This window comes from Streptococcus caballi DSM 19004 (genome assembly GCF_000379985.1).
GTDB classification, from domain to species: domain Bacteria; phylum Bacillota; class Bacilli; order Lactobacillales; family Streptococcaceae; genus Streptococcus; species Streptococcus caballi.
Genome location: NZ_KB904122.1, coordinates 50318 through 73047, shown reverse-complemented (window position 1 = coordinate 73047; position 22730 = coordinate 50318). Strand labels below are relative to the sequence as shown.

Here is a 22730-nt window from a genome sequence, read left to right as displayed (position 1 = left end):
TGACGGAAAATTTCGATTAAGTCCTGTCTAATTTTGTAGTAAATGGATTTGCGTCGATACTTTGGTGTGAAAACAATGTGATATTTGCACATCCATTTGGTGTGTGATAAACTATAANTGGTTTTAGCCATTTATTTTTCCTCCTTTATCTAACCTGAACAATTAGATTATACATGGAAAAATAAATGGAAGCTAGAAGCCTTGTCAGCCACCAGCTTAGCTGGTGGTTTTTTCATTTTTCTCTATGAGAAAAACTGGCTCGAAGCCAAATATAAAAAGAGTTGCTTGAGCAACTCTTTTATGATCATTTTGATTTGATATAATTGACACCGTCTGCTTTAGGTGCTACTGCTTGTCCGAAGAAGACGGCTAGTACGATAACTGTCAAAACATAAGGAGCAATTTGCAAATAAACCGTTGGAATAGAACTTAAAAGAGGAAGCTGTCCACCGATAACGGCTAATGATTGTGACAATCCAAAAAAGAGACTAGCCAGCATAGCTCCGATAGGATTCCATTTACCAAAAATCATAGCAGCTAAAGCGATGAAGCCAGGTCCTAGGATAGTCGTAGCTGCAAAGTTTACAGAAATTGATTGAGCATAAACCGCTCCGCCGACTCCCCCTAAAAAACCAGAAATCATAACACCTAGGTAACGCATGAGATAAACATTGATACCAAGTGTATCTGCTGCTTGAGGATGTTCACCAACTGAACGCAGGCGCAAGCCAAAGCGGGTTTTATAGAGAACAAACCAAGCAACAAAGGCAATCAAAATAGCAATATAACCAATCAGACTAGTATTTCTAAAGAAGATTTGTCCAATGAAAGGAATATCAGATAAAAGGGGAAAATTGAATTTCCCAAATGACCGAGTAATATTATCAGTTTGCCCCTTATTATAGAGAACCTTGATTAAGAAAACAGCTAAAGATGGGGCCAATAAATTCATAACAGTACCACTAATAACGTGGTCAGCACGAAAATTGATAGTCGCCACAGCATGGATAAGCGAGAAAATCACTCCCACGACTCCTCCTATGAAGATGGCAAGCCAAGGTGTCGCGTTCCCAAATGCATCTGCAAACTCAAGGTTAAAGACAACACCAGAAAAAGCTCCCATAACCATGATACCTTCTAGGCCAACGTTAACGATACCTCCACGTTCTGAGAAAGTTCCGCCGATACTTGTAAAAATAAGCGGTGTGGCATAGATCAACATTGATGAAAACATCAAGGCTAAAATTGTTGTTAAACTCATTCTTAGTTACCACCTTTCGCTTGTTTTCTTGGTTTAATGAAATATTCAATAATATAATGCACACCAACAAAGAAAATGATGGAAGCTGTAACAACTTTAATCAATTCTGGTGGGATACCTGCGATATTCATACCAGGAGCTCCAACGCTTAAAAATGCAAATAGGAAGGCTGCAAAGAGAATACCAACTGGGTTATTAGCTGCCAAAAGACTAACTGCCATACCATCAAAACCAATAGAAACTGAGCTTGATTGAACAAAGACATTTTCAAAAGTTCCAAGTCCTTCCACAACACCACCAAGACCGGCAAAGGCACCTGAGATAATCATTGAAAGGATAATAGTACGCTTAGCTGACATACCTGCATATTCCGAAGCATGTGGATTAAGACCGACTGAACGAATCTCAAAGCCAAGAGTTGTCTTGTTAAGTAGGAACCAGATAATCGCAACACCGATAAAGGCAATAAAAATACCGATGTTCATCCGAGAATGGTTAGTCAGAGCCGAGAGCCACTCTGTTCGATAAGAGGCATTGGCACTTACATAGATACTTGAATCCGTAGTACGCATGATGCTCTTTGAAAAAAGATTTTGAATAACTGCGTTCCCTGAATACAGGATAATGTAGTTCATCATGATTGTAACGATAACTTCACTAGTTCCAAGATAAGCACGGAGAATACCAGGAATAGCACCAGCGATTCCACCAGCCAAAGCACCAATGACAATTGTACAAAGAATCATCAAAGGGCGTGACATATCAGGATGTGACAAGGCAAACCATCCGGCAGCAATCCATCCCGCCAAGGCCTGACCTGGCAAACCAACATTAAAGAAACCAGCACGGCTTGCAACTGAGAAACCAAGAGCCACCAAAATCAGTGGAGCCATAGCTCGGAAGATTTCTCCAATATTTTTAAGGTTACCAAAGGCCGTTTGGAACAAGCCCTCATATCCCCAAATAGGGTCATAACCAAATAACAGCATAACAATGGCTCCAAGGATGATTCCTAGTAAAACTGAAATCAGAGGAACCGCAATTTGTTGAGTTCTCTTAGACATTACTCTTCTCCTTTTTCAATTTTTCCACCAGCCATCAAGATACCAAGCTCTTGTTTGTTTGTTGTAGCTGGATCAACAATACCTTGAATTTTACCATCGTGAATAACAGCGATGCGGTCAGATAGATTAAGAATTTCGTCTAATTCAAAGCTGACAACAAGTACAGCTTTGCCCTTATCGCGCTCTTGAATCAAACGTTTATGAATATATTCAATGGCACCAACATCCAATCCACGTGTCGGTTGGCTAACAACAAGCAAGTCTGGGTCACGATCAATTTCACGAGCAATAATTGCCTTTTGTTGATTACCTCCTGAAAAACCTCTAGCCAAAACAAATTCACCTGCACCGCGAACATCAAATTCTTTCATCAACTTACGAGCATACTCATTCATGTAAGAAAAGTTTAGGATTCCCTTTTTGCTCATTGGTTCTTTGTAGTAGGTTTGAAGAGCCATATTTTCAGCCATAGTCATATCGAGAACCAGACCATCACGATGACGGTCTTCAGGGACATGTCCAACACTGAGCTCAGTGATCTTACGCGTTGAATATTTCGTCACCTCTTGATCTTTGATGGTAATGGAACCCGATTTAACTTTTCTAAGCCCTGTAATAGCCTGAACAAGTTCGCTTTGTCCATTGCCATCAATACCTGCGATCCCAACAATTTCACCCGCGCGGACATCCAGTGAAAGATTTTTGACAGCTGGAACACCACGATTTTCATTAACAACAATATTTTTGATAGAAAGGACGATCTCCTTAGGTTGCGCTGTTTTTTTTGCAGTGGTGAATGAGACAGAATGCCCAACCATCATTTTAGCTAACTCTTGAGAAGTGGCTCCCGCAACATCAACAGTTTGGATACTCTTACCACGACGGATGACTGTCACACGGTCAGCAACTGCACGAATTTCATCCAGCTTGTGAGTAATCAGAATGATGGATTTGCCTTCTTTGACAAGATTTTTCATAATTTCCATCAATTCATGGATTTCAGACGGTGTCAAAACAGCTGTTGGTTCATCAAAAATAAGAATATCGGCTCCACGGTAAAGAGTCTTCAAAATTTCAACACGCTGCTGAGCACCAACAGAAATATCATCAATCTTAGCATTAGGATCGACAGCTAGCCCATATCTTTGAGATAATTCCTCAATATCTTTTACAGCCTGTTTTAAATCTAGAACGCCACCTTTGGCAGTTTCCTTCCCAAGGATGATATTCTCAGCAACCGTAAAGGCTTCAACGAGCATAAAATGCTGGTGAACCATTCCAATTCCCAAATGAGCAGACTTAGATGGGGAGTCGATAGCGACTGTTTGACCATTGATAACAATTTCACCGCTTGTCGGCTCTAAAAGACCTGCAAGCATGTTCATCAAGGTAGATTTCCCCGCACCGTTCTCACCGAGCAAAGCATGAATTTCACCTTTTCTGACAGTCAAATTAATATGATCATTTGCAACAAAATCACCAAATTTTTTAGTAATTTCTTTCATTTCAATGACATTTTGTGTCATATGGCTCTTCCTTTCAGAAAAAATCAATTTATAATTCAGTAAAACCCATCAACTCTGATGAGCTTTACTGAGGTATAAATACCTCAGTCTGAAAAAAGGCGACCGACTAAGGTCGCTCATTTTTAGATTATTTTTCAGGAACTTTGATATCGCCAGAAATAATTTTTTCTTTAGCGTCCGCAATAGCTTTTACAGCATCATCAGAAAGATTTGTAGTTGCGATATCTACACCACCATCTTTAAGACCGTAAGTGGTCACTTTACCGCCAGGGAATTTGTCTTTAGCAGTTTCAGTAGAGATTTTCTTAACTGATTCGCCCACTTCTTTAATTGTTGAAGCGAGTACAAAGTTTGATGCTTTGCCATCTTTAGAAGTATATTTACCTTCAGCAGCTTGGTCACGGTCAACACCGATTACCCAAACCTTATCAGCTTCATTACGTGATTCATTTTCAGCTTTAGCTTCTGAGAAGACACCTGCGCCAGTACCACCGGCTACTTGGTAGATAATATCTGCACCAGCAGCATATTGAGTTGCTGCGATAGTCTTACCTTTAGCAGCATCACCGAATGAACCAGCATAGTCTACTTTAATTTTGATTGAATCATCAACTGATTTAACACCTGCTTCAAAACCAGCGCGGAAACGAGAAATAACCTCTGATTGCATACCACCAACAAAACCTACAGTTTTTGTCTTAGTAGATTTTGCAGCTGCAATACCCGCAAGGTAACCAGATTCATTATCAGCAAATGTTACGCTAGCAACGTTGTCTGCGTCTTTGATAACATCATCAATGATAACGTAGTTAACATCTGAGTTATCTTTAGCAGCTTTTTCTACAGCATCATGAAGTGCAAATCCGATACCATAAATAAGTTTATAGCCGCTTGATACTGCTGTGTCAAGGTTCGTAGCATAGTCAGATTCGCTTGCAGATTGGAAATAATCAAAGCCATTACCTTTTTTAAGGTTATTTGCTTTCCCCCATTCTTGAAGGCCTTCCCAAGCAGATTGGTTAAATGACTTGTCATCAACACCACCAGTATCTGTTACCATTGCGACTTTCAAGTCTGTTTTTCCATTACCATTTGAACTTGCGCTCTTACGATTTGAACACGCTGCCAAACTTAAAACAGCTACGGAAGCTAGACCAATTCCAATAATTTTCTTGTTCATAAAAATGAACCCTCCTAAAAAACTTTTGCGCAACAAGGTTGCAATATTTTATTTAGCCTTATGGCTATAATAACAAGACATCAAAACAGACTATTTCAAATCTGTAAACGAATACGGAAGTAACTCCCCGACCGTCATCTCGACCGTCTGACCATCTTTAGCAATTAATGTTACTGTGGCAGATGGTTCAAAAAACTCTGCCATCACTTGACGACACGCGCCACACGGTGAAATGGGTTTTTCAGTCTCACCATAGATAGCAATTTCAGAAAATTCTTTGTAGCCTTCCGAAACAGCTTTAAAAATAGCCGTCCGTTCCCCACAGTTGCTTAAGCCAAAGCTGGCATTTTCAACATTACAACCTGTAAAAACTCGACCGTCTTTGGTTCTTACAGCTGCGCCTATTGGAAAATGAGAATAAGGAACATAAGCTTTTTCGCTAGCTTCTATAGCTAATTGAACGAGATTAGTAATCTCCATCAGCTACTTCCCCATTGACAATGACAACACCTGATGATGTTCCAATACGCGTCGCTCCCGCTTCAACAAAAGCCAGTGCATCTTTCAAAGATCGCGCTCCACCAGAAGCCTTGACACCAATATTTGAGCCAACAGTTTGTCGCATTAAAGATACATCGGCTACAGTTGCACCGCCAGTTGAGAAACCAGTAGAAGTTTTCACATAATCAGCTCCTGCTGCAACTGACAATTGACATGCTTTAATCTTTTCTTCTTTTGTCAGAAGGCAAGTTTCGATGATAACTTTGACAAGCTTATCACCACTAGCATCCACAACTGCTTTAATATCATCTTGAACTTCTTGGTATTGTCCAGATTTCAAACGTCCGATATTAATAACCATATCAACTTCATCAGCGCCATTAGCAATGGCATCCTTTGCTTCAAATGCTTTAACTGCACTTGTATTAGCTCCCAAAGGGAAACCAACCACTGTACAGACATTGACGTCTGAGTCGGCTAACTGTTTTGCTGAGTAGGAAACCCAAGTTGGGTTAACACAGACACTAGCAAAATTATGCTTTTTAGCTTCAGCAATCAAGTGGTCAATTTGTTCTTGAGTGCTTTCTGGTTTTAACAAAGTATGGTCAATATACCTATTAATGGTCATTTTTAGTCCCCTTTAGGAAATAATTTTAACAATCTCACTATTTTCAGCTTGCACCCTACCTATTTTAACATTTTTTTGGAAATCTGTATGTACTTTTTTATCTAAAATTTCGTGAGAATAAATTTTTGCAACCAAATCACCTTTTGAAACAGCATCTCCGACTTTCTTTTCAAAAACAATGCCGCTTTCATAGTCAAGTGAATCTGTTTTAACAGCACGTCCTGCGCCAAGTCTCATAGCAATTAAACCGAATTCTAAAGCTGGTAATTCTGTGATGTAACCATCTTTCTGGGCTTTTATACAAGTGATAACTGCTGCTGATGACGGGCGATAAAGGTCCTCCAAATCACCACCTTGAGCGGCAATCATTTCTTCAAACTTAGCTAAAGCTGCTCCACCAACTAGGTTTTGATGAATATCTTCTAGTGTTTTATCAACATTAGCAAGTCTGAGCATGATTTGAGCTAACTCACAAATAAAATCTGTAATATCTTGTCGTCCTTGGCCTTGCATGATTTGGAGAGCTTCTAAAACTTCAAGACGGTTACCTATAGCTTGTCCCAGCGGCTGACTCATATTCGTAATAACAGCAACTGTCTTACGACCGACTTCCTTCCCGAGCGCAACCATGGTTTGAGATAATTTTTCAGCATCTTCAACCGTTTTCATAAAGGCTCCGTCACCAACTGTCACATCCAACAAAATAGCATCCGCTCCTGCTGCAATTTTCTTACTCATAACTGAACTAGCAATCAAGGGAATAATATCGACCGTGGCTGTCACATCGCGAAGAGCATAGAGCATCTTATCAGCCTTGACCAATTTATCTGATTGCCCGATAATAGATACGCCGATTTCCTGAACCTGCTTAATAAAGTCCTCCTGGCTTCGTTCGATTTGAAAACCTTTGATAGATTCCAATTTGTCCAAGGTGCCGCCTGTGTGTCCAAGCCCTCGACCACTCATCTTGGCAACAGGCACTCCAAAACTTGCCACTAATGGTGCTAAAATGAGCGTCACCTTATCACCGACACCGCCTGTAGAGTGTTTATCAGTCTTAATGCCTGAAATGGCAGATAAGTCAATTTGTTCCCCAGTCGCAACCATAGCCATAGTCAAATCACGAGTTTCTCTCATAGACATCCCCTTAAAATAGACTGCCATAGCAAAAGCTGACATCTGATAGTCTGGAACGCTACCATCAACATAGCCCGAAATGAGCCAATCAATTTCTTGGCTACTTAGCTCACCCCCATCTCTTTTTTTCTGAATTAAATCTACTGCTCTCATATCAATTCCAATCTAAAACAAATTATTCTTTAAAACTTCTTAAAATATAGTAACCTTTATCTTTTTTAACAATCTCACAATTGCCAAAAACATCTTCCATTTTAGCTTTGGCGCTTGGCGCACCTTGCTTTTTCTGTATAACAATGGTCAGACTACCACCATCGTTTAGATGGTCAATACTTTCTTCGATAATCGTGTGAACCACTTTTTTCCCTGCACGAATGGGAGGATTACTGATAATGTAGTCAAAACTTCCAATTACCTGCTCATAAATATTCGATTGAAAAATATTTACATCCACATTATTCAATTGCGCATTTTGCCTAGACAAATCCAACGCACGATTATTGATGTCAACCATTGTGACGCTCATTTTTTTAGCTTTTGCCAGCGAAATGCCTAGCGGACCATATCCACAACCAACATCAAGTAATGTTTTGCCCGACTTGACATCTAAAGCATTTAACAAAACCTGACTGCCAAAGTCAATCATTTTCTTTGAAAATACCCCAGCATCCGTCAAAAAAATGAAGTTCTGCTCAAGTAAGTTCACTTCAAGACGATGAATGTCGTGCTCACTATCGGGATTTTCTGCGTAATACATCTTAACCATTTAATTCTCTCCTTTTAGCCTTACTATTCTAGCACACTTTGAAACGGTTTTCAATCTTCCCACAAAATGCTATAATAAAGGTTACTAGGAGTGACCTTATGACAAATACAAATGAATTTATTAATTTTGACCGAATTTCACGTAAAACTTGGAAAAATTTACATCAAAAAGCGCAGCCTTTATTGACTGAAAAAGAACTGGAATCTATCAAAAGCCTTAATGACAGAATTAGTATCCAAGATGTTAGAGAAGTTTATCTGCCACTTATCAGTCTCATTCAGATTTATAAGCGAACTATGGACAACCTGTCTTTTTCAAAAAGTATCTTTTTGAAAAAGGACGTAGTCAACCGTCCTTTCATCATTGGTGTATCTGGTTCCGTAGCTGTCGGCAAGTCAACCACTAGCCGTCTCTTGCAGCTCCTTCTTTCGCGAACTTTCAAAGACAGCAAAGTTGAGTTAGTCACAACCGATGGATTTCTCTACCCAAATCATGTGCTAGAGGCTGAAAAAATCCTCAACCGAAAAGGTTTTCCAGAATCCTATGACATGGAAGCCCTCCTCAACTTTCTAGATACCATCAAGAATGGCACCACTGCCCAAATACCTGTTTATTCGCATGAAATTTACGATATTGTACCAGATAAACTGCAAACGATTAAGGCTCCTGATTTTTTGATCATTGAAGGTATCAACGTCTTTCAAAATCCTCAGAACAATCGTCTCTATATGAGTGATTACTATGACTTTTCAATCTATATTGATGCTGAAAATGATAACATTGAAAAATGGTATTTAGAAAGATTTGAAAGTTTACTGGATTTAGCTGAAACTGATACCAAAAATTACTACCATCGTTTTACAAATGCGCCTCGGCAAGAAATCATGCAATTTGCCAAGGACATTTGGAAATCTATCAACCTAGTTAACCTTGAAAAATATATTGAACCAACTCGTAATCGTGCCGAGCTGATTTTACACAAGACTGAAAACCATAAAATTGACGAAATTTACCTCAAAAAGTGATAAAAGCTTGCCAAATAGAGATAAATTCTATATAATGGTGTAGTTAGATTAATTTGGAGGTGAAAACATTGGCAAATATTAAATCAGCTATCAAGCGCGCTGAACTTAACGTTAGACAAAACGAAAAAAATTCAGCACAAAAATCAGCTATGCGTTCTGCTATCAAGGCTTTTGAAGCTAACCCGTCTGAAGAACTTTTCCGCGCTGCTTCTTCAAGCATCGACAAAGCCGCTTCTAAAGGTTTGATTCACTCAAATAAAGCAAGCCGCGACAAAGCACGTCTTGCTGCTAAACTTGGCTAATCAATAAACCAATGAAAACTCCAGCGGGAGTTTTTTTCTTTGCCTAAATTTACATAATAATAAAAAGCAGAGCTACTAAAACTGAGCTCTGCTTTATAATTTTATCTCAAAAATTGTCCCCTTGGGATGATTATCTCTGACAGTGATGGTTCCCTTCAAAGAGTGGACAATCTGTTGTGCCAAAGACAAACCTAATCCAAACCCTCCCATCTGTCTGGTTCTGGCTTTGTCTATACGATAAAAGCGGTCAAAAATCTTTCGCTTGTCCTCGTCTTTGATACCAGGGCCGTTATCCGCAATAATAAGATAAAGATTCTTATCATTGCATTTAACAGTGAAATCAATGACCCCGTCTGAATCTGTGTACTTAAGAGCATTATCAAATAAAATCGTCATCAACTGTTTGAGCAGGGTTTTATCTGATTTAATTTCCCTGGTAATTTCATTATGAGCATGAAAAATCTTACCACTTTCTTCAGCAATCATTTCATAATTACTGAAAATGTCATCAATTTCACTGGACCGAATACTGACAATTTCTGGTGTCATGCCGTCATCTCGTCTGGCAAGATTTAACAGATTAGTCGTCAAAATGCGCATGTTGCGCACTTCTTCCAGACTGGATGCGATGTTTTCACTATTTTCCAGAATAGTTTCATTAGGTTTGCGGAAGAGAGCTTCCAGTCTGTTTTGTAAAACAGCAAGCGGTGTACGCAACTCATGGCTGGCATTCTCAACAAAAAACTTCTGCTTTTCATAGCTTTCCAAAATTGGACGCCGACTCCAGTTCGCCAAGTAAACGCTGGCACCAACTGATAAAATCCAAAAGAGGCTCATAACCACGATGATAATCTTTTCATAGCGCTGATTAGCTCCTGCTAGTTGCTCTACGTTAACAATCACTTTCAAATAAGCAATTGTTGGGTAAATCTTGCTTTTAACCTTTATCGTTATGGTTCTATAACGTTCAACCTGATTATAGATATTAGCAATAGATTCATCTTGAATTGAATTCAAGTGCTTTGTATCTACTGCAGACTGATCCAAATTGAGAAAATCATTAACATCATTCAAGATTGTGCCATTTGAACTGTAAAGAACAAAGTTAGTATTAGCCGAAGGCTGATCTAAATTCTTCCCCTTCGCAGAACTATCCTTTTCAAGCATAAAGTCATTGATTAAACTCTTTGTCATAACCATCTCAGCGTAATCCTGGGCATGGGATGAAATGTTTTTCAAATTACTATCAACTGACGAATAAACACCATAGCGCATAATCTGCAAAATGATAACTGTCATGGCAACGAAAATGCCTGTGAAGATAGCAAAAAAATGGAAAAATTGAGAGAAATTATCAGACCAGAATTTTTGATTTAACTTACTCAGAGTCGACATTTTTCAGAATATACCCCACACTACGCAACGTTTGTAGATTTTCAGCAAAGCTTGTTCCCTTAAGTTTTTTACGAATTTTTGAAACATAGACTTCAACGACTGAAATGGTAGTATCACTGTCGAATCCCCAGATACGATCAAAAATTTGCGACTTAGGCAGGATAACATTTTGATTCTGCAAGAAGTAAACTAACAAATCAAATTCCTTACCAAGTAATTCAACAGGCTGATTGCCGATGTAGCTGGTATTTGTTGACGTGTCGACCTTGATATCACCAAAAGTCAGCACATTATCATTATACTTCCCAGAACGCTTCAAGAGAGCCTGAATACGCATCTTCAACTCTTCTAGATAGAAAGGTTTTGTTAGATAGTCATCAGCTCCTAACTCAAAACCATGTCCTTTATCATCAAGTCCTTCCTTGGCTGTCATGATTAAGACAGGAGTTGAAATACCTTTTTCTCGTAATTCCTTGAGGACTTGAAAACCATTTTTCTCTGGCAGCATCAAATCTAACAAAATCAAATCATAGACACCACTCTCTGCTTCGTAGAGCCCTTCATCTCCATCGAAAACTTGCATCACATCCGCAAAATCATCCAAAAAATCGAAAACCGAATTTGATAAACTCAAATCATCTTCTACTAATAATATCTTAATCATTATCTTCTCCTCCCACCTATTATAACACGACCAGTTTTTTTAAACTAGGTATTTAATTAATTTGCTGAAGCTGTGCATGCTATCTCTTGATAGCAAATGATATAAATTACTGTTAGGCTGACCCAGAATCAGAATTGGCAGATTGATCATTTCCAAGTCTCTCAGATAGAGAAACACTTCTTGGCGTCTTGTCTTTATTGGGAACATTTTAAGATTGACTGAGTGCTTTCCAAACCGTTAATTTGCCGTTAAAAATCTTCGGCTAAACAGGCAATAACCCACAGGGTGAGAACTCAAATAATCTATACCAATAATAGAAATGAAAAGACAATAGCTTGCATCCTAGTTACCTCTTTTTATTATTGGACAATATTATAATAAACCAGACTTAATCAATCCTAAAACTTATCGGAAATTTTTAATTGAAACAGGCAATAAAATATTTAGACGCATTTTAGATAAACAGCATTCAAGTACAACAAAAACCCTTGTAATTCAAGGGTTTTTGCTATATTTTATCCATCCTGAGGGAATCGAACCCCCATTTCAAGAACCGGAATCTTACGTGATATCCATTACACTAAGGATGGGGAAAGTCCATATACCATTATATCATACTTTCCCAGCAAGAAACAAAAAAGATTCGCCAAATGCAAATCTTTTTATCATATTACAATTCAATATCTCCGAACAAATCAGCCATAGAGAAACCAGTTTGTGTTTCTGGAAGCTCATAGTCACGTTTTTCTTGACGACGTGGACGACGAGAACGAGATTGACGTTTTTCTTCCTTATCACCTTCAGCTTGTGCTGGACGTTCTTCAAGAGCTTTGATTGAAAGTGATACACGTTCATCAGCAGCATTTACATCAAGAACTTTAACAGTTACATCTTGACCCACTGTAAGAACATCTTTTGGATTTTCGACACGTTTGTGTGAGATTTGTGAGATGTGAACAAGTCCGTCAATACTAGGCAATACTTCAACAAATGCACCAAAGTCAGTCAAACGTTTAACTTTACCTTCAACAACATCGCCAGCAGCAAGTTTTTGCTCCACACCATCCCAAGGTCCAGGTGTTGTTGCTTTAAGAGAAAGTGATACGCGACCAGCTTCTTCGTCAATTGAAAGAACTTTAACTTCTACTTCATCACCAACTGAAACAACAGATTTTGGTGAAACATTACGCTCATGGGATAATTCAGTCACGTGAACAAGCCCATCAACACCACCAAGGTCGATGAAAGCTCCAAAACTTGTCAAACGTGCAACCGTACCAGTTACGATAGCACCTTCTTCAAGTTTAGAAAAGACTTCTTTACGAGCCTCTGCTGCTTTTTCTTCAACAACTTCACGACGTGAAAGGATGAAGCGATTTTCAGCTGGGTCAACTTCTTTGATTTTAGCTTCGAACTCTTGACCAACAAATTTTTCGGTGTTACGAACAAAACGTGTATCGATCATTGAAGCTGGGATGAATCCACGAAGTCCTTCAAATTCGACTGAAAGACCACCTTTTACAGCACGAGTGCCTTTAACAGTAACAACTTCACCTTCACGACCAACAAGTTTATCCCAGGCTTTGCGAGCTTCCAAGCGTTTTTTAGAGACAAGGAAAGTTACTGTATCAGTATCTTTACCTACAACTTGACGAAGAACAAGCACTTCAACAGTATCGCCAGGTTTAACAAAATCATTGATGTCAGCATCACGATCGTTAGTCAATTCACGAAGTGTCAAAACACCTTCAACACCAGTTCCTTCAATAACAACGTTTGCTTGACCGTTATCAACTGTTAAAACCTCCGCAGTGACTACATCACCAGGGTTTACTTCGCTAACACTGTTTAGCAAATCTTCAAATTCATTCATTCTAAAAAATCCTCCAACAAAAGCTAGCTTAGGGCTAGCTTTTGATAACAATATATTTTTTCAAGGTAACCCGCAACGACAACAATTCTTATCTTTGACGGTGTCAAACTTTCGTCTGATACCTTTGACTGGGGTAGCTGGATTCGAACCAACGCATGAGGGAGTCAAAGTCCCTTGCCTTACCGCTTGGCTATACCCCAAAGATATTAATCAGAATAAGAATATTCTGAGCTGGAAGGGGAGGGATTCGAACCCCCGAACCCGAAGGAGCGGATTTACAGTCCGCCGCGTTTAGCCTCTTCGCTACCCTTCCTCAACAACAAAAACTATTTTAGCATAGTTTTTGTCAACCTGCAAGACTTTTTCAATAATTTCTTAATGATTTAAGTTGAAATTTTCAATAATACTTTCAATTGCAGCATCCATAGTTTTGTAAAAGGCTTCTACATTACCATCTTTAACCACTGCAAATTTATTATCCAATTCTGCTACATTACCAATTGTTCGTTTACCAAGAACCAATTGAAAGCCATCAATGGCCATATTGTTGACAGTCACTTTGCTGTCTACTAGCTGAATTTCAATCTTTTTATCTTTTTTACTCATTCCTTCACCTCACTTGTACCATTTTACCGAAAATTAAAAAAGCTTGCAAGAGCAAGCTTTGATTTTTAGTCAACTTTATAAATCCAACCTTCTGGGGCTTTAATATCACCGAATTGAATGCCGGTTAATTCATCATAGAGTTTGCGTGTGACTGGACCAACCTCTGTTTCACTGAAAAAGACGTGAAAATCATTTCCATGCTGAACACCACCAATTGGTGAGATAACTGCTGCCGTTCCGCAAGCCCCTGCTTCAACGAATTTATCTAATTCATCCAATTTCACATCGCCTTGAATAGCTTTCATGCCAAAACGATGTTCAGCTAGATAAAGCAATGAATATTTCGTAATTGATGGTAAGATAGATGGGCTGAGCGGTGTGATAAACTCATTATCTTTAGTGATACCAAAGAAGTTAGCTGACCCCACTTCTTCAATTTTGGTATGAGTAGCTGGATCGAGGTAAATAACGTCTGAGAATTGGCGGTCGTGAGCAACCTGTCCTGGAAGTAAGCTTGCTGCATAGTTCCCACCAACTTTGGCAGCACCTGTACCATGAGGTGCAGCACGGTCGTATTCATCTTGAATGAGGAAGTTAGTTGGTGCTAAACCACCTTTGAAGTAGTTACCAACTGGCATTGCAAAGATGGTAAAAATATATTCATCTGCTGGGTGAACACCGATAACATCACCAACCCCGATCAACAAAGGACGGAGATATAGTGTAGCACCTGTGCCATATGGTGGAACGTATTCTTCATTGGCGCGCACAACTTGTTTACAAGCATCAATAAACTTGTCTGTTGGCACTTGCGGCATCAAGAGGCGATCTGCCGTGCGTTGCAGGCGTTCGGCATTCATATTGGGGCGAAAAAGTTGGACTGAACCATCCTTAGTACGGTAAGCTTTCAATCCTTCAAAAGCTTCTTGTCCATAGTGGAGCGCTGGCGATGCTTCCGAAATGTGAAGTGTTGCATCTTCTGTTAATTGTCCGTCATCCCACTTGCCGTCTTTATAGTATGAAATGTAACGAAATGGAAGTTTGCGATAAGTAAATCCCAAATTTTCCCAATCTAAATCAACTGTCATGTCAAATTCCTCTTTCTTCGTTTTTTTCTATTGTACGCTTTTTTATGATTTTTTCAAGTACTTTTCATAAAATTCTGAAAATTTACTCTAAAGTAAAAAGAGCGTCTCCTCTTTTCACATCTATGAATGCAAAGACAGCTCGAAAATCGTCAAGCAAGCTTTGGTTTTCAGAAAAATTTACTTGATTTTGGCTGAGAAGACACCCTCGTCTGAGATAGAATCTGAAATGAAGCTGCCATTGCTGGTGCGTTCGGACAAGCTCAGATCTTCTAGGATGACGTCATAGGTTTTGCCTGTGTTTGAAATGACCTGCAGAGTCTCAAGTTGGTCTGTATCTTCTACTACTGTGCTGAAGAGATCAAGATTTGCTTGGTCACTTGCTGCCTGAACTGGTCCTGACACAAACACCCGGTGTGGTTTTGTCTTGAGATCACGCAGAACTTGCAGCCCACGGTTGGCACGGCTGGTCACAGGAATGACATCCATAGCGACACGTTTGATACTACCGCGCTGAGTCAACAGATAGAAACTATCTGTGCTGGCAATGAAGGCTACCCGCACAACATCATCAGCCTTAAGGTTGATAGCCTTAACCCCTGCCGCCTTAGCACCGACAACTTGGACTTCGTCAATGTTAAAACGCAGAGCGTAGCCATTCTCCGTAATAATCATCACATCTTGCATGATAATCGGTGACACAGTTACGACACGGTCCTCATCATTTTTGAGTTTAGCATACTTGTTGGACTTGGATTTGTAAGTGCGCCAAGGAGTGAGCTCCTTACGCTCGAAGCGTTTGATTTGACCAAGTCTGGTCACCGCAAAATAAGTCTGACTACCAAAATCATCAACCAACTCAGCATATAAAATTTCTTCGTTAGAAGCAAAATTGACTAGACTTTGTGACAAATGCTCTCCGATGTCTTTCCAACGAATATCTGTAATTTCATGTACTGGACGATAGATGGCATTGCCCAGATTGGTAAAGAGCAGTAAGTGCTGGGTGGTCTTAGCCTGCTGGACAAAGATAAGGTCGTCATCGTCACGTTTGCCAACTTCTTCTACCGTTGAAGAATTGAAAGAACGTGGGCTGGTACGTTTGATGTAACCGCCGCGAGTCACGCTGACAAAGGTATCCTCTTCAACGATAAGGCTAGCAGTGTCAATCTCAATCGTTTGGGCGTGATCTTGCAATTCTGAACGACGCGGATTAGCGAACTTTTTCTTGACCTCACGCAGTTCACGTTTCATGACATTATACATAGTACGCTCATCGCCAATAATGGCCTTGAGAGTCGTGATGCGGTCGCGCAGCTCAGCTTCTTCATTTTCCAAGGTAATGATGTCGGTATTAGTCAAACGATAAAGTTGCAAGGTCACAATAGCTTCGGCCTGCTCCTCAGTAAAGTCATAACTTACTTTCAAATTTTCCTTAGCGTCAGCCTTATTTTCAGACGCACGGATAAGGGCGATGACTTCATCCAAAATCGACAAAACGCGGATGAGTCCTTCAACAATATGAAGACGTTTTTCTGCCTTTTCCTTGTCAAACTTAGAGCGTGCAACAATGATGTCCTTACGGTGGGCAATGTAACTGGTCAACATAGGGACAATTCCCACTTGACGAGGCGTGTAGTTGTCGATGGCCACCATATTGAAGTTGTAGTTAACTTGGAGGTCAGTGTATTTCAACAGGTAATTGAGAACCGTCTTTTCGTCAGCGTCCTTTTTGAGCTCAATGGCAATGCGCAGACCATCTCGGTCTGACTCGTCTCGCACTTCTGCAATGCCAGGCACCTTGTTATTGACACGCACGTCGTCAATCTTCTTGACTAGTACCGCCTTGTTGACCTCATAAGGAATTTCGGTGACAATAATTTGTTTTTTGCCGCCGCGAAGCTCTTCCATGTCTGTGCGGGAACGGACAACCACGCGTCCCTTACCAGTCTCGTAGGCTTTCTTGATTTCATTCTTACCTTGGATAATGGCTCCCGTTGGAAAATCTGGCCCAGGCAAGAATTCCATGAGTTTTTCCACCTTGGCAGAGGGATGGTCAATCATGTAGACCACCGCATCAATGACTTCAGCCAAATTATGGGGCGGAATGTCCGTCGCATAACCAGCGGAAATCCCTGTGGCACCGTTGACCAGAAGGTTCGGAAAGGCAGCTGGCAGAACCGTTGGCTCCTTCTCCGTATCGTCAAAGTTCCAAGCCCAAGGCACAGTGTTTTTGTCAATGTCTTGAAGCAGGTAACCAGCAATTTCTGAGAGGCGAGCCTCGGTATAACGCATGGCAGCAGCTGGGTCACCGTCCATGGAACCGTTGTTCCCGTGCATTTCAATCAGGGTTTCACGATTCTTCCAATCCTGTGACATACGGACCATAGCGTCGTAGATGGAGCTATCACCGTGAGGGTGAAAGTTCCCCATGACGTTACCGACAGATTTGGCAGACTTACGGAAGCCCTTTTCAAAGGTATTGCCATCCTTATTCATAGAATAAAGAATGCGACGCTGAACGGGTTTGAGTCCGTCACGAATGTCGGGCAGCGCCCGCTCTTGAATGATGTATTTGGAGTAGCGACCAAAACGCTCTCCCATGATGTCCTCAAGGGACATATTTTGAATGTTAGACATAGGATATTAAGCCTGCAAAAGTCTCAGTCAAAATAGGAAGTTGGCAGGATATCCTAATTTCCTAGACGACTCATCTTTTTGACAAAGACTTTAGGGCGATTTCAACTCCTTTCATAAGTTACAAAGGGCATTAAACAGACACTATCAAAGACAAAAAACTAACAATGATTCACAAATCTATAAGTATCCTATTTTTGATACAGTCTGTAACCCATATTTAGCTAAAAATACTAACTAAATAATCCTTCCTATCATAGGTTAGAAAGTTAAATGTATGGAAATCTTTTTAAAATGATAAATTCATTAGCCGTATTTAGCTAAATTTTCAACACATTGATAAACCTTACGTGACCAACTCTCCATTCCTTCCTGACAGTAGTCTATATAATAAACTTTTGAAGATATATCTGGTGGAACAATTGTCTCAAAATGAGATTTTTCACTAGAGGGAATGATACAGGCAGATAAATTTTTCAAACTTAAACAATCCTTGACCTTTGCAGGGTGATATCCATCAAAAACATAGCCATCAGCATTGATTATATCATCATACTTAAAATGGAAACTTACACCTGGAATAAAATCTTTCTCTAGTTCATCATCAGTCGGCATTCTTCCAAGCAGTCTCTCCATAGCCAGCCGATAACCAGAAGTTGTATTAGACCAACCTAACATAACATAATCAAAATAATCTTCTGGATCGCCAGCAGCATTTCGATTGTCCTGCACGAGCTCTTGAGATTTTTTGTTAAATGCACGAACAGCAGATAATAACTGACCACTCTTGAAAATCTCCTGTGCCGTTTTGATTGTACAAGTATGACTTAAAAAATCTGAATAAACATAATGACCTTGTGCATCATAAGTAGATGCCACTATCTTACTGGAGGGAGTAAAGGGAAAAGCATCAACTGACAGACTAGGCAAAGTCGCAAGCTGATTACGCACCGACTTATCTTGACACACTATTTCAGTTTCCCTGCCGTGTAGCTTTTCATAAGCTAGAAAAGTTGCTATCTTCTCCTGTTCCCAATCATGAAGTTTAGGATAATCAAGCAAAGCAAGATGATAGATGCCATCCCATTGAAGGCTATATCTCTCATCCCAGATTTCTAGTCTCATAGATTACTCCCCTTCTGTCGTTGCTTCCACTTTCTTCACAACCTTACGCTTCTTATAGCGTTTGCGGATGGTGTTGATGTCAGCGAGGAGGTCTTTGAGGTGAGGTTTATCGGTGTGATGATAGGCATTGACAGCGATGTAGTCCACAAGACTATCATAGGTGTCGGTTAAGGTTTGCTTCAAGGCTTTGCTTTGGCTCTTAATCTTTGCTTTGCCTTCATTAAGGCGAGCTTGGTAAACTGTCTCAAAGTTTTCTTGAGCTTGTGCGAGACGAGCGATGTGGCTGTCAAGTCCAAGTGTTTTTACGCTGGCCTTGAAATCACTAGACTTCAATTTTTTAAGCAACTGCTCAAGTGCGGCGCTTTCTTCTTCATAGCTCTTATTGGCAATATTCTTAAATTGGCTAAACTGCTCTGCTATTTTCGCATAAGCCTCTTGAATATCGGACTCGTCAATCTGACTATAAGTCCGTATAAACTGGTTCAAGATGGAGAGAGCGTTGTCTCTAGCTGCATCGGCAGCAGCCAACTTTTCAGCCAGCTGGCTTTTAGTGCTAGTGCGCAAGCTATTTGGGAACTTTTCCAACTGCTCTGCCAAAGTATTAGCACCCTTAACAAGTGGCACTTCTTCACTATGTTCAGTCACAAAGTGCTGAATTTTAGCCAAGCTGTCGGTTGAAATCTTATCCACTTGGTCAGGTGTTAGGTGCGTGAGGTCGATGTTTTCTAATTGATATCGTTTATTTAGCATAAGCATAAGTCCTTTACATTTTTTAGTTGAGGTGAGGGGCTCACCAATTAGATTTTCAGTTAAGACAGACGAAATCGTCGCGCGTCAAAGCAAATACCGAACATTACAGTCTGAATCGTCGCGATTTAGAAAGAATTTCTGAAATTTCAAACTAAATCGCCGCGATCTAGTAAGAATTTCTGAAAAGACAACCGAAATCGCGGAGATTTAACAAGAATTTTAGGAAAGGGAAGAAAAAGCGTGGAGATTGAGGAGAAAGTTATTCAATTTGTTTCTTTTGTTCCGCCCAATCTACTCTTGCTTGAGCTAACTTCGGTAATATTCTAGCTTCATCAAGACTTAGAATAACAAACAAGGTTGAAGTATAAATATCATCATACCACTGTTCAAGTTCTTCATCTGTCAGATCAGCATGATATTGCTTATTATTGTTATGTCGCAAGCCAAACTGATTAAACATTTCAAAAAGTTTCTCAACAGCAATAATCTTTTTATTGTTAACTTTCAGAACCTCTTTCAACTCTTCAGAAGAATTAAGTTCAGCCCTGAGAGGTTCAAGATGTTTTGCTAAAGAGGTCAAGATCTCTTGCTTACGCTGGATATTCCCCTTGTTAGCAAAATGATTATATTCCAGAACTTTCATCGCCTCCTGAATATTGGTTTCAGATACAATTTGTGAAACTTCTGATGCGTAAACATTTTTTTCAACGATGATTTGATGACCATTTGCTAATTCAAGTAGTTCATGATTAGTTGCGTTAAGAGAATAGTTAATTCTCTTCTTAACCATAATATACATACTCTCAAGTGATGTTGTCGGGTATATTATTAGATCTGAAGGATTTCTCCTTTTGCTTAAAAAAGAATATAAATCAACAATAAATTCTATATAGGTAAATAAGCTATCTAAGCCACCTAGTTTTTCTTTCAAGTATTTTTCCACTTCATCATAAGAAGTAAATTGAATACTTCTTTGATAAAGATATGACGCAAAATTTATATTGAAAAATTGTCTTAGCGAAAAAGTATTTGGGTGTGCCAAAATGTTAGAGTAATTTTCTTTTTCAGAAATAAACTTTGAAATTATATCAAACTCTTTTTCTGCATCAAACTCCATATTCTGGATAAGCTCAAAATAATTTTGTCTCGCCATAATAACTCCTTAAAACACCGTCTGCTCTTCCAAAGTAAACTTAACGTTATCCTCAATCCATTTGCGGCGAGGTTCGACTTTGTCACCCATGAGGACGTTGACACGGCGTTCGGCACGCGCGAGGTCTTCGATGGTGACGCGGATGAGGGTACGGGTGTCAGGATTCATGGTGGTTTCCCAGAGTTGGTCTGCATTCATTTCCCCCAGCCCCTTGTAGCGCTGGAGGATAGCGCCCTTGCCAAACTTCTTGCGGAGATCTTCTAATTCCCCATCGGTCCAGGCATACTCAACCACTTCTTTTTTACCCTTACCCTTAGACATTTTGTACAATGGGGGTAGAGCGATATAGACATGTCCTGCTTCCACCAAGGGACGCATGTAGCGATAGAAGAAAGTCAGCAGAAGCGTCTGAATATGGGCACCGTCGGTATCGGCATCGGTCATGATAATGACCTTGTCATAGTTGGCATCTTCCACATTGAAGTCAGCGCCAACACCAGCACCGATAGTGTAAATCATAGTGTTGATTTCTTCGTTTTTGACGATGTCAGACATCTTAGCCTTAGCGGTGTTGAGCACCTTACCACGCAGAGGGAGGATGGCTTGGAACTTACGGTCACGACCTTGCTTGGCTGAGCCGCCGGCAGAATCCCCTTCGACCAGATAGAGTTCATTCTTCTTAGGATTCTTGGATTGGGCTGGCGTCAGCTTACCAGACAAGAGCCCCTTGTCCTTTTTATTTTTCTTGCCGTTGCGGGATTCATCACGTGCCTTACGGGCAGCTTCACGCGCATCACGCGCCTTGATGGCCTTACGAATGAGGTTAGCCGCCACGTCCCCATTTTCCATAAGGAAGAAGGTCAGCTTTTCAGAGACAATCCCATCGACCACAGGACGAGCCAAAGGAGATCCAAGTTTGTCCTTAGTTTGCCCTTCAAACTGCAAGTGCTCTTCAGGCACCAAAAGGGAGATGACAGCTGACAGGCCCTCACGGTAGTCAGATCCTTCAAGATTTTTATCCTTTTCCTTGAGTAGACCAGCTTTTCTGGCATAGTCATTCATGGATTTGGTAATGGCAGACTTGAAACCTGTCTCGTGCGTTCCGCCATCCTTGGTGCGGACATTATTGACAAAAGACAGAATGTTGTCTGAGAAGCCATCATTGTATTGCATGGCCACTTCTAATTGGAAGCCTTGGTCTTGCCCCTCGATAGAAATGATTGGCGTCAGCGTTTCCTTGTCTTCATTCAAGTAAGCAACAAAATCCTGCACCCCATTTTCATAGTGAAAACTTTCGGAGATAGCTTCTTCTGCCCGCTCATCGGTCAATGTCATGGTAACGTTCTTGAGCAGGAAGGCAGATTCCTTGAGTCGCTCTGCTATGGTGTTAAATTTAAAGTCTGTCGTTGAGAAGATAGTGTCGTCAGGCATAAAGCTGACCTTGGTCCCAGATTTTGACTTCGGAGCTGTGCCGATTTTCTTGAGCGTGGTAACAGGCTTTCCGCCATGTTCAAAACGTTGCTTGTAGATTGCACCATCGCGGGTGATTTCCACCTCCAACCAGCTAGACAGGGCATTAACGACGGAAGAGCCAACCCCGTGTAGACCGCCAGAGGTCTTGTAACCGCCCTGACCGAATTTCCCGCCGGCGTGCAGCACTGTGAAGATAACCTCAACAGTCGGAATGCCCATAGCGTGCTTGCCCGTCGGCATCCCGCGTCCATGGTCAGCCACCGTCACCGAGCCGTCTTTGTTAATGGTAACATCAATCCTCTCACCAAAGCCAGAGAGCGCCTCATCAACCGCATTGTCCACGATTTCCCAGACCAAATGGTGTAATCCCGTTCCATCAGTTGAGCCGATGTACATCCCAGGACGTTTACGAACCGCATCCAGCCCCTCTAAGACCTGAATAGCATCATCATTATAGTTGTTTATGTTTATTTCCTTCTTAGCCAAAAGTGACCTCCAGATTTATTCATCCATTTTATCTTACAAGTTTTTTAGCAATTTTGCAAAATAATTCTTTAAGAAAGCTGAAAAGATTTTTTC

20 protein-coding genes, 3 tRNA genes and 1 pseudogene are annotated in these 22730 nt (G+C 40.4%); 2 read left to right on the top strand and 22 right to left on the bottom strand.

All coding sequences use genetic code 11. The features are described 5' to 3' along the window. From A3GS_RS12570 to A3GS_RS0110815, 9 genes are all read right to left on the bottom strand, one after another. A partial coding sequence (locus A3GS_RS12570; protein WP_018365418.1) for a transposase occupies nucleotides 1-131 on the bottom strand: 131 nt, incomplete at its 3' end. A gap of 173 nt (nucleotides 132-304) precedes the next feature. Beyond that, nucleotides 305-1261 (bottom strand): ABC transporter permease, encoded by a 957-nt coding sequence (locus A3GS_RS0110850; RefSeq protein ID WP_018365416.1) that lies wholly within the window; start codon nucleotides 1259-1261, stop codon nucleotides 305-307. Nucleotides 1262-1263: 2 nt separating this feature from the next. After that, complete coding sequence (locus tag A3GS_RS0110845) at nucleotides 1264-2325, bottom strand: ABC transporter permease (protein ID WP_018365415.1); 1062 nt, start codon at nucleotides 2323-2325, stop codon at nucleotides 1264-1266. Then, nucleotides 2325-3851, bottom strand: a complete 1527-nt coding sequence (locus tag A3GS_RS0110840) for an ABC transporter ATP-binding protein (protein WP_018365414.1) — start codon at nucleotides 3849-3851, stop codon at nucleotides 2325-2327. The genes A3GS_RS0110845 and A3GS_RS0110840 overlap by 1 nt, the downstream gene beginning before the upstream one ends. A 127-nt stretch (nucleotides 3852-3978) precedes the next feature. Further along, nucleotides 3979-5031, bottom strand: a complete 1053-nt coding sequence (locus tag A3GS_RS0110835; protein ID WP_018365413.1) for a BMP family lipoprotein — start codon at nucleotides 5029-5031, stop codon at nucleotides 3979-3981. A 90-nt stretch (nucleotides 5032-5121) separates the two neighbouring features. Then, nucleotides 5122-5511: a cytidine deaminase gene (locus tag A3GS_RS0110830; RefSeq protein ID WP_018365412.1), complete on the bottom strand. Its 390-nt coding sequence runs from the start codon at nucleotides 5509-5511 to the stop codon at nucleotides 5122-5124. Further along, the gene (gene deoC, locus A3GS_RS0110825) at nucleotides 5498-6160 is read right to left on the bottom strand and encodes a deoxyribose-phosphate aldolase (protein WP_018365411.1); all 663 of its coding nucleotides are present in this window, start codon (nucleotides 6158-6160) and stop codon (nucleotides 5498-5500) included. The genes A3GS_RS0110830 and deoC overlap by 14 nt, the downstream gene beginning before the upstream one ends. Nucleotides 6161-6172: 12 nt before the next feature. Next, nucleotides 6173-7450 (bottom strand): pyrimidine-nucleoside phosphorylase, encoded by a 1278-nt coding sequence (locus A3GS_RS0110820; RefSeq protein ID WP_018365410.1) that lies wholly within the window; start codon nucleotides 7448-7450, stop codon nucleotides 6173-6175. 22 nt (nucleotides 7451-7472) lie between these two features. After that, complete coding sequence (locus A3GS_RS0110815; RefSeq protein ID WP_018365409.1) at nucleotides 7473-8063, bottom strand: class I SAM-dependent methyltransferase; 591 nt, start codon at nucleotides 8061-8063, stop codon at nucleotides 7473-7475. 98 nt (nucleotides 8064-8161) lie between these two features. Here A3GS_RS0110815 and coaA point away from each other — a divergent pair, with 98 nt between their 5' ends. Then, nucleotides 8162-9088, top strand: a complete 927-nt coding sequence (coaA, locus tag A3GS_RS0110810; protein WP_018365408.1) for a type I pantothenate kinase — start codon at nucleotides 8162-8164, stop codon at nucleotides 9086-9088. A gap of 53 nt (nucleotides 9089-9141) precedes the next feature. After that, on the top strand, nucleotides 9142-9390 hold the full coding sequence (gene rpsT / locus A3GS_RS0110805) for a 30S ribosomal protein S20 (RefSeq protein WP_083901894.1): 249 nt from the start codon (nucleotides 9142-9144) through the stop codon (nucleotides 9388-9390). Between the two features lie 93 nt (nucleotides 9391-9483). Here the strand turns inward: rpsT and A3GS_RS0110800 are convergent, their stop codons facing one another. The 13 genes and pseudogenes from A3GS_RS0110800 to parE all read right to left on the bottom strand — a co-directional run bounded on the left by A3GS_RS0110800 (nucleotide 9484) and on the right by parE (nucleotide 22637). After that, complete coding sequence (locus tag A3GS_RS0110800) at nucleotides 9484-10785, bottom strand: ATP-binding protein (RefSeq protein ID WP_018365406.1); 1302 nt, start codon at nucleotides 10783-10785, stop codon at nucleotides 9484-9486. After that, nucleotides 10769-11449 carry a response regulator transcription factor gene (locus A3GS_RS0110795; RefSeq protein ID WP_018365405.1) on the bottom strand — a complete coding sequence of 227 codons (681 nt, stop codon included), beginning with the start codon at nucleotides 11447-11449 and terminating at the stop codon, nucleotides 10769-10771. Before A3GS_RS0110795 ends, A3GS_RS0110800 begins: the two co-directional genes overlap by 17 nt. Before the next feature lie 518 nt (nucleotides 11450-11967). After that, a tRNA-Arg gene (locus A3GS_RS0110790) sits at nucleotides 11968-12039 on the bottom strand. 80 nt (nucleotides 12040-12119) lie between these two features. Continuing rightward, complete coding sequence (gene rpsA, locus A3GS_RS0110785) at nucleotides 12120-13322, bottom strand: 30S ribosomal protein S1 (RefSeq protein ID WP_018365404.1); 1203 nt, start codon at nucleotides 13320-13322, stop codon at nucleotides 12120-12122. 128 nt (nucleotides 13323-13450) lie between these two features. Next, a tRNA-Gln gene (locus A3GS_RS0110780) sits at nucleotides 13451-13522 on the bottom strand. 32 nt (nucleotides 13523-13554) lie between these two features. Beyond that, nucleotides 13555-13635: transfer RNA gene (locus tag A3GS_RS0110775), tRNA-Tyr, on the bottom strand. Nucleotides 13636-13697: 62 nt separating this feature from the next. After that, nucleotides 13698-13928, bottom strand: coding sequence for a DUF2969 domain-containing protein (locus tag A3GS_RS0110770; RefSeq protein ID WP_018365403.1), 231 nt, complete (start codon nucleotides 13926-13928; stop codon nucleotides 13698-13700). 65 nt (nucleotides 13929-13993) lie between these two features. Beyond that, nucleotides 13994-15025, bottom strand: a pseudogene (locus A3GS_RS0110765) (branched-chain amino acid aminotransferase); the annotation flags it as partial. Nucleotides 15026-15193: 168 nt separating this feature from the next. Next, a complete protein-coding gene (gene parC, locus A3GS_RS0110760; RefSeq protein ID WP_026216386.1) occupies nucleotides 15194-17653 on the bottom strand; it encodes a DNA topoisomerase IV subunit A in 2460 nt (819 codons plus the stop codon). A gap of 303 nt (nucleotides 17654-17956) precedes the next feature. Continuing rightward, entirely contained in the window at nucleotides 17957-18775 is an 819-nt protein-coding gene (locus A3GS_RS0110755; protein ID WP_018365400.1) for a hypothetical protein, read from the bottom strand. Nucleotides 18776-18778: 3 nt separating this feature from the next. Continuing rightward, the gene (locus A3GS_RS0110750) at nucleotides 18779-19525 is read right to left on the bottom strand and encodes a DUF6261 family protein (protein ID WP_018365399.1); all 747 of its coding nucleotides are present in this window, start codon (nucleotides 19523-19525) and stop codon (nucleotides 18779-18781) included. Between the two features lie 259 nt (nucleotides 19526-19784). Next, entirely contained in the window at nucleotides 19785-20678 is an 894-nt protein-coding gene (locus tag A3GS_RS0110745) for a hypothetical protein (RefSeq protein ID WP_018365398.1), read from the bottom strand. 9 nt (nucleotides 20679-20687) lie between these two features. Then, on the bottom strand, nucleotides 20688-22637 hold the full coding sequence (gene parE / locus A3GS_RS0110740) for a DNA topoisomerase IV subunit B (RefSeq protein ID WP_018365397.1): 1950 nt from the start codon (nucleotides 22635-22637) through the stop codon (nucleotides 20688-20690). Nucleotides 22638-22730 lie beyond the last annotated feature (93 nt).

Coding starts and splice junctions, on each gene's coding strand:
- A3GS_RS0110850 (WP_018365416.1), bottom strand. CDS start 1,261: ATGAGTTTAACAACAATTTTAGCCTTGATGTTTTCATCAATGTTGATC.
- A3GS_RS0110845 (WP_018365415.1), bottom strand. CDS start 2,325: ATGTCTAAGAGAACTCAACAAATTGCGGTTCCTCTGATTTCAGTTTTA.
- A3GS_RS0110840 (WP_018365414.1), bottom strand. CDS start 3,851: ATGACACAAAATGTCATTGAAATGAAAGAAATTACTAAAAAATTTGGT.
- A3GS_RS0110835 (WP_018365413.1), bottom strand. CDS start 5,031: ATGAACAAGAAAATTATTGGAATTGGTCTAGCTTCCGTAGCTGTTTTA.
- A3GS_RS0110830 (WP_018365412.1), bottom strand. CDS start 5,511: ATGGAGATTACTAATCTCGTTCAATTAGCTATAGAAGCTAGCGAAAAA.
- deoC (WP_018365411.1), bottom strand. CDS start 6,160: ATGACCATTAATAGGTATATTGACCATACTTTGTTAAAACCAGAAAGC.
- A3GS_RS0110820 (WP_018365410.1), bottom strand. CDS start 7,450: ATGAGAGCAGTAGATTTAATTCAGAAAAAAAGAGATGGGGGTGAGCTA.
- A3GS_RS0110815 (WP_018365409.1), bottom strand. CDS start 8,063: ATGGTTAAGATGTATTACGCAGAAAATCCCGATAGTGAGCACGACATT.
- coaA (WP_018365408.1), top strand. CDS start 8,162: ATGACAAATACAAATGAATTTATTAATTTTGACCGAATTTCACGTAAA.
- A3GS_RS0110800 (WP_018365406.1), bottom strand. CDS start 10,785: ATGTCGACTCTGAGTAAGTTAAATCAAAAATTCTGGTCTGATAATTTC.
- A3GS_RS0110795 (WP_018365405.1), bottom strand. CDS start 11,449: ATGATTAAGATATTATTAGTAGAAGATGATTTGAGTTTATCAAATTCG.
- rpsA (WP_018365404.1), bottom strand. CDS start 13,322: ATGAATGAATTTGAAGATTTGCTAAACAGTGTTAGCGAAGTAAACCCT.
- A3GS_RS0110770 (WP_018365403.1), bottom strand. CDS start 13,928: ATGAGTAAAAAAGATAAAAAGATTGAAATTCAGCTAGTAGACAGCAAA.
- parC (WP_026216386.1), bottom strand. CDS start 17,653: ATGTCTAACATTCAAAATATGTCCCTTGAGGACATCATGGGAGAGCGT.
- A3GS_RS0110755 (WP_018365400.1), bottom strand. CDS start 18,775: ATGAGACTAGAAATCTGGGATGAGAGATATAGCCTTCAATGGGATGGC.
- A3GS_RS0110750 (WP_018365399.1), bottom strand. CDS start 19,525: ATGCTAAATAAACGATATCAATTAGAAAACATCGACCTCACGCACCTA.
- A3GS_RS0110745 (WP_018365398.1), bottom strand. CDS start 20,678: ATGGCGAGACAAAATTATTTTGAGCTTATCCAGAATATGGAGTTTGAT.